Source organism: Candidatus Methylomirabilota bacterium (genome assembly GCA_003104975.1).
GTDB lineage: Bacteria > Methylomirabilota > Methylomirabilia > Methylomirabilales > Methylomirabilaceae > Methylomirabilis.
In genome coordinates, this window is the sequence record PQAM01000010.1 from 580,680 (window position 1) to 597,008 (window position 16,329).

At 60.8% G+C, this 16,329-nt stretch carries 16 protein-coding genes, 1 tRNA gene and 2 pseudogenes; 16 read left to right on the forward strand and 3 right to left on the reverse strand.

What is annotated here, in order from left to right:
- Nucleotides 1–75: 75 nt before the first annotated feature.
- From C3F12_09680 to C3F12_09755, 16 genes are all read left to right on the forward strand, one after another.
- The gene (locus C3F12_09680) at nucleotides 76–1,887 is read left to right on the forward strand and encodes a cell division protein FtsH (GenBank protein ID PWB46302.1); all 1,812 of its coding nucleotides are present in this window, start codon (nucleotides 76–78) and stop codon (nucleotides 1,885–1,887) included.
- Between the two features lie 133 nt (nucleotides 1,888–2,020).
- On the forward strand, nucleotides 2,021–2,872 hold the full coding sequence (folP, locus tag C3F12_09685; protein PWB46303.1) for a dihydropteroate synthase: 852 nt from the start codon (nucleotides 2,021–2,023) through the stop codon (nucleotides 2,870–2,872).
- Between the two features lie 5 nt (nucleotides 2,873–2,877).
- Nucleotides 2,878–3,699: a TIGR00159 family protein gene (locus C3F12_09690; protein ID PWB46304.1), complete on the forward strand. Its 822-nt coding sequence runs from the start codon at nucleotides 2,878–2,880 to the stop codon at nucleotides 3,697–3,699.
- A gap of 91 nt (nucleotides 3,700–3,790) precedes the next feature.
- On the forward strand, nucleotides 3,791–4,456 hold the full coding sequence (locus C3F12_09695) for a hypothetical protein (protein ID PWB46305.1): 666 nt from the start codon (nucleotides 3,791–3,793) through the stop codon (nucleotides 4,454–4,456).
- 45 nt (nucleotides 4,457–4,501) lie between these two features.
- Nucleotides 4,502–5,851: a phosphoglucosamine mutase gene (locus C3F12_09700; protein ID PWB46421.1), complete on the forward strand. Its 1,350-nt coding sequence runs from the start codon at nucleotides 4,502–4,504 to the stop codon at nucleotides 5,849–5,851.
- 43 nt (nucleotides 5,852–5,894) lie between these two features.
- Nucleotides 5,895–6,635: a pyridoxine 5'-phosphate synthase gene (locus C3F12_09705; protein PWB46306.1), complete on the forward strand. Its 741-nt coding sequence runs from the start codon at nucleotides 5,895–5,897 to the stop codon at nucleotides 6,633–6,635.
- 203 nt (nucleotides 6,636–6,838) lie between these two features.
- Nucleotides 6,839–7,243: a holo-[acyl-carrier-protein] synthase gene (gene acpS, locus C3F12_09710; protein PWB46307.1), complete on the forward strand. Its 405-nt coding sequence runs from the start codon at nucleotides 6,839–6,841 to the stop codon at nucleotides 7,241–7,243.
- A 24-nt stretch (nucleotides 7,244–7,267) separates the two neighbouring features.
- Nucleotides 7,268–8,845 carry a bifunctional ADP-dependent NAD(P)H-hydrate dehydratase/NAD(P)H-hydrate epimerase gene (locus tag C3F12_09715; protein PWB46308.1) on the forward strand — a complete coding sequence of 526 codons (1,578 nt, stop codon included), beginning with the start codon at nucleotides 7,268–7,270 and terminating at the stop codon, nucleotides 8,843–8,845.
- A gap of 10 nt (nucleotides 8,846–8,855) precedes the next feature.
- Nucleotides 8,856–9,356 carry a tRNA (adenosine(37)-N6)-threonylcarbamoyltransferase complex ATPase subunit type 1 TsaE gene (locus C3F12_09720; protein ID PWB46309.1) on the forward strand — a complete coding sequence of 167 codons (501 nt, stop codon included), beginning with the start codon at nucleotides 8,856–8,858 and terminating at the stop codon, nucleotides 9,354–9,356.
- Entirely contained in the window at nucleotides 9,353–10,612 is a 1,260-nt protein-coding gene (locus C3F12_09725; protein PWB46310.1) for an MFS transporter, read from the forward strand. Before C3F12_09720 ends, C3F12_09725 begins: the two co-directional genes overlap by 4 nt.
- Nucleotides 10,613–10,664: 52 nt before the next feature.
- Complete coding sequence (gene tsaB / locus C3F12_09730) at nucleotides 10,665–11,369, forward strand: tRNA (adenosine(37)-N6)-threonylcarbamoyltransferase complex dimerization subunit type 1 TsaB (protein PWB46311.1); 705 nt, start codon at nucleotides 10,665–10,667, stop codon at nucleotides 11,367–11,369.
- A gap of 64 nt (nucleotides 11,370–11,433) precedes the next feature.
- A complete protein-coding gene (rimI, locus tag C3F12_09735) occupies nucleotides 11,434–11,871 on the forward strand; it encodes a ribosomal-protein-alanine N-acetyltransferase (protein ID PWB46312.1) in 438 nt (145 codons plus the stop codon).
- Nucleotides 11,872–11,984: 113 nt separating this feature from the next.
- Nucleotides 11,985–12,164 carry a hypothetical protein gene (locus C3F12_09740; GenBank protein PWB46313.1) on the forward strand — a complete coding sequence of 60 codons (180 nt, stop codon included), beginning with the start codon at nucleotides 11,985–11,987 and terminating at the stop codon, nucleotides 12,162–12,164.
- 11 nt (nucleotides 12,165–12,175) lie between these two features.
- A complete protein-coding gene (locus C3F12_09745; protein PWB46422.1) occupies nucleotides 12,176–13,621 on the forward strand; it encodes a glutamate--tRNA ligase in 1,446 nt (481 codons plus the stop codon).
- Entirely contained in the window at nucleotides 13,618–14,118 is a 501-nt protein-coding gene (locus tag C3F12_09750) for a transcription elongation factor GreA (protein ID PWB46314.1), read from the forward strand. Before C3F12_09745 ends, C3F12_09750 begins: the two co-directional genes overlap by 4 nt.
- Before the next feature lie 95 nt (nucleotides 14,119–14,213).
- Nucleotides 14,214–14,287: transfer RNA gene (locus tag C3F12_09755), tRNA-Gln, on the forward strand.
- 166 nt (nucleotides 14,288–14,453) lie between these two features.
- Here the strand turns inward: C3F12_09755 and C3F12_09760 are convergent.
- From C3F12_09760 to C3F12_09770, 3 genes and pseudogenes are all read right to left on the reverse strand, one after another.
- Nucleotides 14,454–14,663, reverse strand: a pseudogene (locus C3F12_09760) (FMN-binding protein).
- A 31-nt stretch (nucleotides 14,664–14,694) separates the two neighbouring features.
- Nucleotides 14,695–14,895: pseudogene (locus C3F12_09765) on the reverse strand (FMN-binding protein).
- 569 nt (nucleotides 14,896–15,464) lie between these two features.
- On the reverse strand, nucleotides 15,465–16,307 hold the full coding sequence (locus C3F12_09770) for a hypothetical protein (GenBank protein PWB46315.1): 843 nt from the start codon (nucleotides 16,305–16,307) through the stop codon (nucleotides 15,465–15,467).
- Nucleotides 16,308–16,329 lie beyond the last annotated feature (22 nt).

The window sequence follows — 16,329 nt, forward strand, 5'->3', positions numbered from 1 at the left end:
AAGTTACGAATGCCATCCGTCGTACCCACTGACATGTCGCGTGAGGAAGAGAGATCGATGGGAGGAGGTACAAGGTTGAGCCCGTTCTTCAAGAATCTGGCGCTGTGGCTTGTCATCGGACTTATTATGGTACTGGTCTTCAACATTTTCAGCCAGAACCAGCCACAGGAAAAGGAGATGATCTTCAGCGACTTTATGACCAAGGCGGCCAAGGGTGAGGTCGTGGAGGTGATCGTGAAGGGTCCGGACATCAAAGGGAAGCTCACCACGGGCGAAAACTTCCGGACGTACGCCGCCGACGATAAGGATATGATTTCCGAGCTGCGACAGAAAGGGGTTCGGATTATTGCGAAACCGGTCGACGAGAATCCTTGGTACATTACTATCTTGCTCTCATGGCTACCGATGCTGCTGTTCATCGGCGTCTGGATCTTCTTTATGCGTCAGATGCAGGGTGGGGGGGTGAAGGCCCTCTCGTTCGGCAAGAGCCGGGCTCGCCTGCTGTCCGACAAGCAAAACAAGGTGACCTTTGCCGATGTGGCCGGTGCGGACGAGGCCAAGGAGGAACTGCGGGAGATCATTGAGTTTCTGAAGGACCCGCCGAAGTTTCAGAAACTGGGCGGGAGGATTCCCAAGGGTGTGTTGCTCATGGGCCCCCCGGGTACGGGGAAGACGCTGTTGGCGCGCGCTATCGCAGGCGAGGCGAATGCGCCGTTCTTCAGTATCTCGGGTTCGGATTTTGTCGAAATGTTCGTCGGTGTCGGCGCCTCACGCGTACGCGACCTCTTTGATCAGGGGAAGAAGCATGCCCCGTGTATTATTTTTATGGATGAGATCGACGCGGTAGGGAGGCATCGGGGGGCCGGTCTGGGCGGCGGTCACGACGAGCGGGAGCAGACGCTGAATCAACTCCTGGTTGAAATGGACGGCTTCGAATCGAATGACGGGGTGATTCTGGTTGCAGCAACCAACCGCCCCGATGTCCTGGACCCGGCATTGCTTCGACCGGGGCGGTTTGATCGCCAGGTCGTGGTGGCGAGACCTGATCTGAAGGGCCGCGAAGGGATCCTGCGCGTTCATACGAAAAAGATCCCGATAGACGCCGATGTCGATCTCTCGCTCCTGGCTCGCGGGACCCCCGGTTTTTCCGGAGCCGATTTAGCCAACCTGGTCAATGAGGCGGCCCTGCTGGCCGCCCGGCAAAATAAGAAAACGGTCTGCATGGTGGACTTCGAGAACGCCAAAGACAAGGTGCTTATGGGCGTAGAGCGCAAGAGCATCGTGATCAGCGAACAGGAGCGGAAGGTGACCGCCTATCATGAGGCCGGACATACGCTGGTGGCGAAGGTTCTCCCTGGGACCGACCCGATTCACAAGGTGACGATCATCCCGCGTGGTAGAGCGCTGGGTATGACCCAGCAGTTGCCCGTCGACGAGAAGCACAACTACGCAAAAGAGTACCTCCTCAATGAAATTGCCATCATGATGGGCGGTCGCGTTGCGGAGGAGTTGGTTATCGGGCAGATTACCACCGGGGCCGGCAACGATATCGAGCGGGCCACCGATCTGGCGAGGAAGATGGTGTGCGAGTGGGGGATGAGTGAAAAGCTCGGTCCGCTGACATTCGGTAAGCGCGAAGAGATGATCTTCCTGGGCCGCGAGATTGCCCAACACCAGGACTATAGCGAGCATACGGCAGTAGAGATCGATCGAGAGGTCAAGCAGATCGTTGTGACCAACTATGAAAAGGCCAAGACGCTGATTATGGAGCGAATCGGCATTCTGCACGCCCTGGCCAAGGCGCTGCTGGAAACCGAGGTGCTTGATGGTTTTCAGATCGATGCGATCGTGAACGGATCCGCCGCCCCGGCCCAGGCGCGCGTCTGATGCCCGGGCGGGAACGCCTGAACAATCATCGTCTGCAGTGTGTGACCTCAAGTTCTCGCCTGTCCTCTGTGCCGGCTTGTACGTCGAATCACGCACTCAATGATGCGATGGCGCAATTGACGCCACAGACGCGATGACGCAATCGACGCAGGGAAGTTTTCGCTGCCGGGATCATCTGTTGAATGTGCAAGATAAGACCCGGATCGTGGCGGTATTGAACATTACTCCCGATTCATTTTCTGATGGCGGGCGTTTTCTCGATGCCGAGACAGCCATCGACCAGGCCATGCGGATGGTGGAGGAGGGCGCCGATATTCTGGAGTTGGGCGGCGAATCGACCCGTCCGGGCGCCGCCCCTGTCCCAGTGGAAGAAGAGTTGCGTCGGATCGTTCCGGTGCTGCGGGACCTGCGACCGAAGCTGAGCATTCCGGTATCGGTGGATACCTATAAACCCGAGGTGGCGCGAATCGCCCTGGAAGAAGGGGCGGATATTATTAACGACGTGTACGGTGTACGGGGTGAGGGGCATCTGGCGGCGGTGGTAGCCGAGCAGCGGGCCGGTCTGGTGATCATGCACATGAAAGGGACCCCTCAGGACATGCAGATCGAGCCGCGCTATGACGATGTGGTGGGGGAGGTCTCGGACTTCCTGGCGGAGCGTATCACCTTTGCTGAACGGGCGGGCGTTCACCCGCAGTCCATCATTGTCGATCCCGGCTTGGGATTCGGAAAGCGGTCGCAGGACAATCTCGCCCTTTTGCGGCATCTGGGGGAGTTGCATCGTTTGGGAAAGCCGATCATGATCGGACCATCGCGCAAGTCGCTGGTCGGCGATGTGCTGAAGCTGCCGGTTGAGGAACGCCAGCACGGGACCGCAGCCTGCGTCGCTGCGGCGGTGCTGCAAGGGGCAGCCTTTGTCCGGGTGCATGAGATCCGGCCCTGCGCGCAGCTTGTCCGGATGTTGGACGCCATCAGGAGGGCGTAGTAGTTATGTGGTCCACGATTGCCCAATTTGGGTGGATTGACGCCGTCGATGTGCTGATCGTGGCGTTTGTCGCCTATCAGCTTCTCCTGATGTTCAAGGGGACGCGGGCGCTGCAGATGATCCTCGGTCTCGCGCTTGTCTACCTGGCATCCCGCATTGCGTTGAAAGGCGGTTTGTTGACCGTCAACTGGGTCTTGCAGAACTCGCTGGGTGTCTGGTTCCTCATGGTCATCATTCTCTTTCAACCGGAGCTTCGACGGGCACTCGCGACGTTCGGCCTGCGTTCTCGGCTGCTTCGCGCCTTTACCAAACGCGAAGAGGCCTACATGATCGACGAGATTGTCCGATCCGCGGCCTCCATGGCGGCGAAAAAGATCGGCGCGATCATTGTCGTAGAGCGGGAGACCAAACTGTCCGACTATATCGATTCCGGCGTGTCGCTTGACGCGCGTGTGTCGAGGCGATTGTTGGAATCGATCTTTTGCCAGGGTTCGCCGCTGCATGACGGCGCGGTGGTGATCCAGGGCGGGCGCGTCGCCGCCGCGTCGTGTCTGCTGCCCTTAACGCTGGCCGCCGATGTGAGCAGGGAGTTGGGAACCCGTCATCGCGCGGCCATCGGCCTGACGGAGGAAACCGATGCCATCGCCATCGTTGTTTCAGAGGAGATGGGGAGCGTCTCGCTCGTTCACGCGGGGGCCATCAGCCAGGGTCTTGATGCGCAGAGGCTGCGGCGTCGACTCGTCGAACTGCTGGGACCGCCCGGTGTGGGCGGCCCGGGTGCGAAGTCGAAAAGCGAGGTCGTCGCATCTTCGGTCGTCAGAGGCTAGGCGCCGAACGTGGCATATTGACCGCACGGCTTGACCTGTCGGATATACCGGCCCTTGCGTGGGGCGCCGCGCATCCGACGGTCGCGAAAGGATGATGGCGAAAGGACTCTTCGATAATCTCGGGCTGAAGCTGGCGTCTCTGGCGCTTGCTTTCGCCTTGTGGATGGTCGTCTCCGGAGAACAGAGAGACGAACGAACGGTCAATGCCCCGATCTCGCTGACGCGACTGCCGAACAATACGACGCTCGTGAACGGTCCCGGAGAGTTCGTCACCGTCCAGTTGCGGGGCCCGAAAAGTCTGATCTCCGGACTGTCGCCTGATGAGGTGGACGTCAATCTCGATCTGTCAACCTTGAAGGAAGGCGAGAATCTCGTGGCCGTCAAAACCGACCAGATTGATGTTCCGCGCGGCGTTGAGGTCGTCCAGGTCTCGCCGAAGTGGGTCCGGCTGGTGCTGGAATCGATCTCGGAGCGGGTGGTGCGGGTAGCGGCCAGGGTAGAAGGGAATCCGGCTGCCGGGTACTATCTGAAGCGGGCCTCGGCACATCCCGATCGTGTCCGATTGGTGGGGCCGAAGAGCGAGGTCAATCGTCTGGACAGGGTGTATACCTCGACCGTCAGCATTGAAGGCCGATCGCATGACTTCGGCGCCATGACCTCGCTTGAGCCGGTGGGGAAGTCGATCAGGATGCAGGGGCCGGACCGTGTGCGGGTGTCGGTCGAGATCAGAATGAATCCCAAACCCTCGGCTTCATAAGATAACGACTGCGGCTACAGACCAGGAAAAGAAAGAAGGCGGGTGGTGCGAAAACTGTTCGGTACCGATGGGATTCGCGGTGTGGCCAATAAAGAGCCGATGACCCCGGAGACCATGGTGAAGGTTGGGCGGGCGGCCGCTCATCTGTTAAGGGGATCGACAGAACGACCGACGATCGTCATCGGAAAGGATACGCGGCTGACAGGCTATATGTTGGAGACGGCTTTGACCGCCGGTATCACCTCGATGGGGGTCGATGTGTTGCTGGTCGGTCCGCTGCCGACGCCGGGCATCGCGTTCATCACCCGGAGCCTCCGGGCCGATGCCGGGGTGGTAATCTCGGCCTCTCACAACCCGTACGAGGACAATGGGATCAAGTTTTTCTCCTGCGATGGCCTGAAGTTGCCGGATGCGATGGAGCGGCAGATCGAGGTGTTGGTCTGCAATGGAGAAATCGACGGGATCAGGGCGGTTCCGAACGAGATCGGCAAGGCTTATCGGATAGAGGATGCCGTCGGCCGCTATATCGAATTTGCCAAGAACACCCTCCCCAAGGGTATGACGTTGAAGGGGATGCGGGTCGTGGTTGACTGCGGCAACGGTGCGGCCTACAAGGTGTCGCCGACCATTCTGCGGGAGTTGAACGCGGAGGTCGTATCGCTGAACGTGCAACCCGACGGTACCAATATCAATAAGGGGTGTGGGTCGTTGCATCCCGAGGGGCTGCGGCGGGCAGTGGTACAGCACAAGGCCCATATCGGATTTGCCCATGACGGGGATGCAGACCGGGTCCTGTGTGTGGACGAACAGGGCGAGTTGGCGGATGGGGATCATATTCTCGCCCTCTGCGCCCTCGATCTGAAGCGGGAGGGTCGCCTGTACGACGATACGATTGTTGCGACGGTAATGAGCAATATCGGCCTGGAACTGGCGATGCAGGAGGCCGGAATCAAGGTCGTACGAACCGCGGTGGGCGATCGGTATGTGCTGGAAGAGATGCTGGCCAAGCGATACATGTTGGGGGGTGAGCAGTCCGGACATATCATCTTCCTTGAACATCATACGACCGGAGACGGAATCGTCACCGCCCTGCAGGTGCTGGCCACCATGCGGCGTTGTGGAAAGCCGCTTTCGGAGCTGAAGACATGTATGACGTCGTACCCGCAGGTTTTGATCAACGTGCCTGTCTGGCGTCGGACTGCCGTTGAAGAACTGCCACTGGTCCAGGAGGCGATTCGAGCGGCAGAGGCGGGGATGAGGGGCAAGGGACGGATCCTGGTTCGGCTGTCCGGTACGGAGCCGGTGGCCCGTGTGATGGTGGAGGGCGAGGAACTCACGAAGATCGAGCGCGTGGCGCGAACGATCGCGATGGTCATCGAGAGAGAACTGAGTTGAAGGCGAGTTCAACGTTCAAGGTTAGGGGCACGAGGGGTGACGGATGGTTGGATTGTGTGTGAATGTCGATCACATCGCGACGATCAGGCAGGCGAGACGGGGCGAGGAGCCTGATCCGGTGCAGGCGGCGCTGATGGTCGAGTTGGCCGGCGCATCCGGAATCACCGTGCACCTGCGCGAGGACCGTCGGCATATTCAGGACCGGGATGTCGAGTTGCTTCGGCGAGTGGTGAAGACGAAGCTGAATCTGGAGATGGCCGTGACGGAAGAGATGATCCGGATTGCCTCGGCGCTCAAGCCGGAGATGGCGACGCTCGTTCCGGAACGACGTGAAGAGTTGACGACTGAGGGAGGGTTGGACGTCCACGGGCGCATCGATGAGGTAAGCCAGGCGGTGCGCCGCCTGCGGGAGGGCGGCATCTCCGTCAGCCTTTTCATCGATCCTGAATCCCATCAGGTCTCGGCTGCAGCGCAGGCCGGCGCCGACTTTGTCGAGCTGCATACCGGATCCTATGCCGAGGCGAAAGACCCGAAGGGTCAACAGGCCGAGTTGACGCGCCTCATCCGGTCGGCGCATACGGGACGGGAGCTGGGTCTTCGCATTCATGCGGGGCACGGTCTGGACTATCGCAATATCGGATCGGTTGCGGTCATTCCCGAGGTGGAAGAGCTGAGTATCGGGCACAGTATTATCGCGAGAGCCGTTCTCGTCGGTCTGGAGCGAGCAGTACGCGAGATGCGGGCAGCCATGGAGATAAGGCAGGGTGTAGGGTGTAGGGTGTAGGGTGTTGGAAAAAGCTAAGGCTCTCCCCTTGTCTAGACCCTATGTCCTTTGCTTGCGCAAGGCATCGGATTCCAGGAATGAACACTGGTGTGCGATGCGTCGTCGATGGCAGGCACAGCACGGACAGCGCAGCCTGCCAGCGCCGATTCGAGCCGGACAGGGACGTCCGGCGAGATTAAGCGGAGCATACTAGTGTTCATTCCATGGCACTCCAAGGTGCGGGAATGGTGATCGGGATCGGAATTGACCTGGTTCAGATCGATCGATTTGAGCGAGCCGTCGCGCGTTACGGCGCCCGTCTGTTGGATCGCCTGTTCACGCCGTCGGAGCGGGCACACATCAGGCGCTACCGGTCGCCGGGTCGACACCTGGCGGTCCGCTTCGCCGCGAAGGAGGCGGCGTTCAAGGCGCTTCGAACCGGATGGGGGCAGGGGGTCGTCTGGCAGGATGTAGAGGTCGTCGGGGGTGGAAACGAACCATCCGGTCTGGCCCTTTCGGGCCGCGCAAAAGACGTAGCGGATGGTCTTGGGATCATGCAGATGCTGGTCACGCTGACGCATGAGGGTGACTACGCGATGGCATGCGTCGTGGCCACGGACGGCCGATAGAGAGCACCTGACGAGGAGGACGCGATGGCCGTGAATGTGGTAACGGCAGAGCAGATGCGACAACTCGATCGACGGGCGACGGAGGAGTACGCCATCCCGTCGCTGCTGCTGATGGAAAATGCCGGACTCCAGGCCGTCCTGGAGCTGGAGCGGGCATTTCCGCATCTGTCGCATCGCCGTATTGCCGTCGTCAGCGGAAAGGGCAATAACGGCGGCGACGGCTTCGTCGTCGCTCGCCACCTCGTGAACCGGGGATTCGCGGTCGACGTGGTGCTGCTGGCTCGATCATCCGAGATCAGGGGAGATGCCCGGACGAATCTCGATATCATTCGAACGCTCGACATGCCGATCCATGAGGTTACGAGCAGTCAGGAGCTCGAGGCTGGCAGAGGGACGATCGAGCGGGCCGATCTGGTGGTGGACGCCATCCTGGGAACCGGGACGACCGGACCCGCAAAAGGCATCTTCGGGGAAGCCATCGAGCTGCTCAACCGGTCCGGCAGACCGATCGTGGCCCTCGATATCCCCTCGGGTCTGAACAGCGATGAAGGGGTCATCCCTGGTCCGAGCATTCATGCGCTCTTGACCGTCACCTTTGGCCTGCCGAAGCGGGCGCTTATCCTCTATCCCGCAGCCGCTTGCGCCGGTCGGGTGGTGACGGTCAATATCGGTCTGCCTCGGCCGCTGCTCACCGATCCACTGCTTGATGTCTCCCTGGTCCAGGCCGAGGATCTGGTACGCGCGCTTCCACCGCGCGACCCGAACGCCCATAAGGGGACCTACGGTCATGTCCTGGTCCTGGCCGGCTCGCCGGGCAAGACCGGGGCGGCGGCGATGTGCGCGTTGTCGGCGCTTCGAATCGGCGCGGGATTGGTTACGTTGGGACTGCCGGAGAGCCTCAACGATGCCATGGAGGCAAAGCTGACCGAGGTGATGACCGAACCGCTGCCTGAGACCGGCGAGCGTACGGTGTCGTTCGCTGCACTGGAAAGGGTCCTGGATCTCGCGAAGGGTAAGCGGGTCGTAGCGATCGGTCCCGGCCTGTCCATTCATCCTGAGACCGCTGAGTTGGTCCGAGCCGTTGTCCAGACCGTCGGGACGCAGGTCGTCGTCGATGCCGACGGCATCACTGCCCTCGGACCGAACCTGGAAACGCTGCGCACTGTCTCGCCCCCGCCGATCCTCACCCCCCATCCCGGAGAACTGGCCCGCCTGCTCGGCATTGATCGGGATGAAATCGTTCGAAACCGGATTCCGATTGCGCAAAAGGTCGCGACGAGTCTCGGCGTCTATCTGGTCTTGAAGGGCGCCCGGACCCTGGTCGCGAATCCGGATGGCCGGGTGGCGATCAACATGACGGGAAATGCCGGGATGGCGACGGGCGGGACCGGCGACGTGCTGACCGGGCTGATCGGGGGTCTTCTGGCACAGGGTGTCGATGTCGACTTGGCTGCGAAGGCTGCTGTGTATCTGCACGGCCTCGCCGGGGATCTGGCGGCTGAGGCGGTCGGTCAGGAGGCGATGGTGGCGTCGGATCTGATGACACAGATTCCGGAGGCTATCCGCCGACTGAAAGCGGCCGCGCAACCAACGGTGAAATAACAGGTCCGGCGTGAGCCCATCCCGCACCTCGACGATCGTGTATCGTTCCGCCTCGCCGGAGCAGACGCGCGCGCTGGGCGAGGCCGTGGGCCGACTTGCGAATGCGGGGGATGTGATCGCCCTTATCGGCGAACTGGGCGCAGGCAAGACCCTCTTTGTCGGTGGGCTGGCCCGCGGACTGGGCGTCGACGAGGCGACCTGCATCAGCAGTCCGACCTTTACCCTCGTACACCGATACCAGGGCCGGATCCCCCTCTATCATATCGACCTCTACCGTATTGAGACCCCGGAGGCGATGGCCGGTCTGGGGTTGGATGAATATCTGCGGGGGGAGGGCGTGACGGCGATCGAGTGGGCCGAGCATGGATGGGCGTACTTGCCGGACGAACTGCTGACGTTCAGATTTCAATACACCGGATCGGACACGCGGACAATAGAGATCGTCGCGGTCGGCGATCGGTATGTCGGATTGGCCCGGGAGCTGATGGGAAATGCGGCGATGGCCTCATGAATCGCCGTCAGGTCGTGGCCTGGACCCTCTACGATTTCGCCAACTCATCCTTCGCAGCGGTGATCGCGGCGACCATCTATGCGACCTACTATGCTCAGGTCGTCGTCGGTAACGACCGCGGCGAGGGCGACCTGTGGTGGGGACGTCTGATCGCCACGTCGATGGCTATCGTGGCGATCACCTCCCCGATAGTGGGGGGTATGGCCGACCGAGCCGGCATTCGCAAGCGCCTCTTCTGTGTCGTCACCTACCTCAGCGTCGCCGCAACGGCCTTGATGGCGACGGTAGAGCAGGGGATGGTGCTCCGGGGCTTTGTGCTGGGGGTCATCGGCACCGTAGGATTTGAGGGTGCGCTGGTCTTCTACAACGCCTATTTGTCGGATATTGCGCCTCCGCAGTGGCAGGGGCGCGTCTCGGCCTACGGCTTTGCGGTCGGCTATGCCGGCTCGATTGTCGCCCTGCTTGCTGCGCTTCCGTTCGCCAAGGCGGGCGCCCTTCACTGGTGCTTCGTGGTGACCGCTGCGCTCTTTGGACTCTTTGCTCTGCCGTCCTTTATTGTCCTGCCGGAGGATCGACCCGGCCGGGTCGGCATCGGCGAGGCGGTCCGCGAGAGCGTGTCGGGTACACTTCGGACGGTCCGAGACGTCCTTACGTTTCGTGAACTGCGGCGGTTTCTCGGAGCCTATCTGTTGTACGAGGATGGCGTCAATACCGTGATCTTTTTTTCCTCGATATTCGCGGCCAGGACACTCGGCTTCGACATGGCACAGTTGATCGGTCTGTACCTTCTCGTTCAGGCGACGGCCTTGGTCGGGGCGTTCGCATGGGGCAAGCCCACTGATCGGCTCGGCCCAAAGGTCGTTGTGGTCTGCATGTTGGTGCTCTGGATCGGCGTGGTGACCGCCGCCTACTTTGTCCAGGCTCAGTGGCAGTTTTACCTGGTTGCGGCCGTGGCAGGCTCGGGTCTCGGCGCCATCCAGGCCGCGAGTCGGACCTTCATGGCCGGCCTGATCCCAAAGGGACGCGAGGGGGAGTTCTTCGGCTGTTACGCGCTGTGCGGGAAGAGCGCCTCTATCCTTGGGCCGCTGGTCTTTGGCGCGATCTCGTACGCCTTGGCGGGTAACCAGCGCGCGGCGATTCTTGCCGTCGGTCTGTTCTTTCTCACGGGCCTGATCCTGCTGCTGCGCGTGCAGGCCGGGGGGCCGACAGGGCGGCCGAGGAAGGCGATCGGCGGCGTCGGGTGGGCCGACTTGTAATGCTGCGGAGACCCTTGCCGGATGGCCCGGTCTGTAGTATCGTCACACTGCTATGCTGGTAATGGGAATCGAGACCTCGACAATGCAAGGCGGGGTTGCCCTCGTCTCAGCGGCGGGGGTCATCTGCGAGTACACGCTGAACGTCAAAGCGACCCACAGCGAGCGGTTACTCCCCCTGATCGACCGGGCCTTACAGGATGCCGGGGTCGGGCTAGGGCAGGTTGAGGGACTCGCCGTGGCCGTTGGACCGGGATCGTTTACCGGGTTACGAATCGGGTTAAGTACCGTGAAGGGACTGGCGATAGCCGGGGGCCAACCACTGGTTGGCGTCTCGACGCTTGAGGCCATGGCATGGACCCTTCCGTTTTGCACCTACCAGATCTGTCCCATCCTCGACGCCAGGAAAGGCGAAATCTATTTCGCACGGTTTCGTCACCAAGGGGATCGACTGATTCGGCTGACCGACGATGCGGCGACGGCGTCGGATAGCGTCTGGAGCGGTATCGGCGAGCCGACTGTCTTTGTGGGAGATGGGTTGGCAGTCTATGCAGACCTGCTGCGAGCCCGGTTGAAGGAGCTGGCGCTCTTCCCGCCCCTTGCGGGCCGAGGGGGTCGCGCCGCCGCAGTGGCAGAGCTCGGACGCCGGCGTCTCCTGGACGGCCATCGGGATGATCCGGCAGGACTGATCCCTCAATATTTGCGGCCGTCCGAGGCGGAGTTGAAACGTCTGGGCGGGCTTGCCCCGGCCGCGTCCTAGCGTCAAGAGGTTCATTCCCACGGTGGCGATAAATAAGACCAGACTTACTGTGACGTGCGATGTCATGCGCAAAGAGGACCTGCCTGACGTGCTGGTCATTGAGAGCCTCTCGTTCGCCGAACCGTGGACTGACGAGATGTTCGTCCACGAGTTGGATTCCGAAAGGTTCGCCGCATCGCTTGTGGCGAGGGCAGACCAAGGGACAGGGGAGCGGATCGTCGGATTTCTGTGCGCATGGATTTTCAGCGGAGAATTGCACATCAACAATCTTGCGGTGCACCCGCGCTATCGCGGCCGCGGGGTCGCGTCTCAACTGATGGATGCGATCCTGACGTGCGCCTACGCCAAACATGTGACGGTAGGCTACCTGGAGGTCAGGGCGTCGAATGAGGCGGCTGCTGCGCTGTATCAGTCGTACGGCTTTCAACCGATCGGCCGTCGTCGTAACTACTATGAGCATCCGCGGGAAGACGCGATCGTGATGCGCCGACAGCCGTTCTGATCCGGTGAGAAGCGGCCGCACAATCCGCTTCAACCCTCTGCGACAATAGGCTATAGTGGAGAGGATAACGGAATGGCGAGCGTTGAGTGGGAATAGTGGGGAAGGGGGCGCAGATGATCGATAAGGAATTGCTGGAGATCTTGGCCTGTCCCGCATGTAAGGCCGAGGTGGTGCTGGATGAGCCCGCCTCACGGATTGTGTGTACGGCGTGCGGACGGCGCTATCCTATACGGGACGGCATCCCCGTGATGCTGATCGACGAGGCGGAGGCCGGGCCTCCGTCGAAGCCGTAAGGCAGATGGCGATGTCCAAGGTCAGGGTCAGATTCGCGCCGAGCCCGACGGGTTATCTGCATGTCGGCGGGGCCAGGACGGCGCTCTATAATTGGCTGTTCGCGCGGCATGAGAACGGCGACTTCATCCTGCGCATTGAGGATACGGATCCGGAGCGGTCGACGGACGAGTCGACGACGACGATACTTGAGTCGCTCCGGTGGCTTGGTCTGGACTGGGATGAGGGACCGGAGGTGGGTGGGCCGGTCGGACCGTACCGACAGGCCGATCGTCTGAAGCTGTATCACGACTACGCACAGCGCCTGCTGGACGAGGGGAAGGCCTACTACTGTACCTGTACGCCGGACGAACTGGAGGCGAGGCGCAAGGCGGCGCTGGCGGCCGGTACTTCCCCGAAATATGACGGGCGCTGTCGCCGGCGAGGCAATGATCGGTCGGGTGTGGGCGACAATGGTGTGGTCGTCCGGCTGCTGGTCGGAGAGGAGGGGAGCATCGAGATCGCGGATTTCGTTCACGGCCCCATCCGATTCGAGACCGGCGATCTGGACGATTTCATCCTCCTGCGCTCCGATGGGATGCCGACCTACAATTTTGCGGTGGTGGTCGATGACGTGTTGATGGGCATCACGCACGTCGTCAGGGGCGACGACCATATCTCGAATACGCCACGCCAGATCGTCCTGTATGAGGCGCTGGGTCTTCCCATCCCGCACTTTGCCCACATCCCGATGATCTTGGGGCCCGATCGCGCCCGTCTCTCGAAACGGCACGGCGCCACCTCGGTGATGATCTACCGGCAGATGGGGTATCTGCCGGAAGCGATGGTGAATTACCTCGCGCGGCTTGGCTGGTCGTACGGCGACCAGGAGATCTTCACTCAGGAAGAGTTGATTCGATACTTCAGCCTTGATCGGGTGGGGAAGACCCCCGCGGTCTTCGATCCGGTCAAACTCGAATGGCTGAACGGCCAGTATATCAAGCGTGCCGATGTGCAGCGACTGACGACGCTGCTCCAACCCTTCTGGGAAGCGGCCGGCGTCAGTCGGGACGAACTGACGACAATAGATGCAGCGCAACTGCAACGGGTGGTCTCCCTGTTTCAAGAGCGAGCGAGGACCTTGACAGAACTTGCGTCTTCGTCCAGATTTGTATTTGATGGGAAGATCGAGCGGGACAGGGCGGCGGCGGTGAAGGTGCTGACGGTCGAGGCCAAGGCCAGGGTCCGTGCGCTGTTGGCGGAGATCGACATGCTGCCGGCCTATACGGCCGGGGCGCTGGAGTCGCTGTTTCGGGCGCGGGCGACGACCCTAGGTCTGAAACTGGTCGACTTGGCTCAGCCGTTCAGGGTGGCGCTGTCCGGAAAGACCGTCAGTCCCCCCATCTTTCCGATTATGGAGTTGATGGGGTGGGATGCTGTGCGACGTCGAGTCGAGGAGGCACTGGAGGAGGAAGGATGAAGATTGAGGCGCTGCTTGATGAGCTTCGACAGGAGTTCAACAAACTCGATCGGGAGTTCAGACAGGAGCTTCCGAAGAAGATCCAGGCTGCCAGGGAGTTGGGCGATCTGCGGGAGAACGGCGAATATGAAACCATTAAGGATCGGCAAGGGTTTGTGAAGGCCCGGATGGCCTTTCTGCAGCAGCGGATCGCCGAGATCAGTAAGATCGACCTGAGGGCGATCCCGAAGGATCGCGTCGCTCTGGGCAGCACCGTACATCTGATTGACGAGGAGACCGGAGAGGAAACCGTCTACACTCTGGTCTTTCCGGAATTGATGGACAGCACGCGCGGCTGGATCTCGGTGGCCTCACCGATCGGGCGGAGCCTCATCGGCAAGCAGGAGGGCGATCGGGTCGTGATGACGACCCCCGGGGGCACCAAGGCGTTCGAAATGCTGAAACTGTCGACGTTACACGACAGATCGCAAGCCCACGCCAATGGGATGGGTTCGTGACCCTCACTCGTACCCGTTTTTCACCTTGACTTTTCCCTCGTATTTTTAGATAGTGTGAACGTCCAAAGGCAACCCCTTTGGACGTTCATTTTTGCTGGGGGGTCGTCCAACGGTAGGACGGCAGACTCTGGATCTGCTTATCGAGGTTCGAATCCTTGCCCCCCAGCCACTCAGAACCTGTTGAATCCAATGGCTCGCTTGGCGGTTTGCCGAGCGGGCCATTTGCGTTGTCGGGGGGATTGGGCGCGTCCGGGATGCGGAAATAGGCGGCACCCTTCCCCTCTTCGTCAATGCCAGACGTCACGACACTGCAACGTACGGAATATCCGTCAGCGTTAACAGGTTTGAGTGGCCGATTCAATGGTGACGGCCAAGGTAGCTCGCAGCCAACCGAACTGTGGCTTCATACCATCAAAATCAGGTCCGGACGTGATCAGAGCCGCCTTTCCCCTGATCAGGAAACCGGCGCCGGCCCCGCGCAAGCCCGCAACCTGTCGACTTGCCGCTGTAATCAGCACATTGGGGTTGTAGGCGATGTTCGCCTCGGCGAGGCGAGGCGGATCGAAGGTAACGATAGGTAATCAGCACATTGGGGTTGTAGGCGATGTTCGCCTCCGTATGGTGCATGCCGCCGACAGGGATCAATAAGCGACCGTCTGATGAGATACTGACATCACTATGCCAGGCGTTGACCATATGCGGGCCATCCTTTCCCAGGGTGGCAATGGCAACAACCCCATCCTGTCTTAAGACTTCCAACAGCTTGTCCGGAATCATCGTGACGACCTCCTCTCCTGTTGGTAGGTGTATGTGTGTGCCGAAACGTCCTACGGGCGGAGCCGTGATAACGCCAAGCGCCTGCCCGTCGGGGCAAAACCTGGACCAGTCCAGCGAACAGCAGGACAAGCTCGGGCGACCCGGACGGTCGCCCTTGCAGCGAATTGCAAGGCGGTGGCGCACAAGCTGCGCTCATGTGACCATACGCGGATACAACCCCGCAGCAGGAGAACCAGCAGCGTCGTCAGCATCTTGACCATGGTACTCTTCGTCGTGGCTTGTCGACAAGGGATCGTCATCGGGGAGTGGCTGTTCAGCAGGTCAGCATCGCGCTGCGACCCTCTTGCGGACGGCCCCGGCGGCGAGGCTGGTGATGTGAGGCTGGGCCTGGGCCGTAGACGGCCGAGCGGTATGACTGATCTGCATCTATTTGCGTCAACATGGACGAAAGGACTGTATGCGAAGTGCATGCGTCAGGCAAGCAAATTACTGGGACCAACACCAGGTGAACCTGGCGGATCCCGCGGCGGGCTGGAAGACCCGGCCTGCGGCGGCTACAACACTCAACGTTAACTGTTCGCACTGCAGCAATTCTCAGCGCGTACTCTGTACTTCAGTGAGGCGGGGTGATGAACACCGTTGGAATGGAACAACGCGGAGTGGATGAAGATCGTGAGACCGGATCGGGCAATAAAGAAACGCCGGCCCTGCTGACTGACCAGACCCATCCGCTTGAAACGGCCGAGCTGGGTCGTGACGGTTTCTCTTGTGGTGCCGATCAGGTTGGCCAGGTCCTCGTGGGTGAGTGGAAGCTGGATCATGGTGCCGGCGGGACCGTCTGCCCCGTGTCTGTCCGCTAACTCGAGCAGGACTTTCGCCAACCGGTGGTAAGACCAGGAGTGCCCGGATTGCGCCAGACGCTGCTGGGTTTCGATCAGGCGCTTCGCGATCAGCGCAAGAAGGTTCAGGGCAAGGGAGGGGATGGAGTGGAGGAGTTCGGTAATATGCGGTTTGGGGATAGCCCTGACGATGGTATCCTCGATGGCGATCGCAGTAAACGGCCGTACCTCTCCTCCGAGGAGGAGTTCTCCGAAGACCTGTCCAGGAGCAAAAATATGCAGTATCGTCTCCGTCCCAGTCTCTGAAAGGGATACCAGCTTCACCAGACCACTCATCACGATGTAGATGGCGTCGCTCGTATCGCCTTCGGCATAAATGGCCGCGCATCGAGGGTAGCGTCTTTCGAAAGACAAGTCCGCTATCTTTGTACGATCGACCGTTGCGAACCCCCGGAACAGCTCCTGTTCCTCCGGATGTTTCCCGATGTATTCCGCCTTCTTCAGGACAACCTTTGGCGCGATCCGTGATACACGCATGACGATGCCCTCCTTCTTGCCTTGTTGTGTTTGCATCGTTGCTTGCCCAGCCGTATGG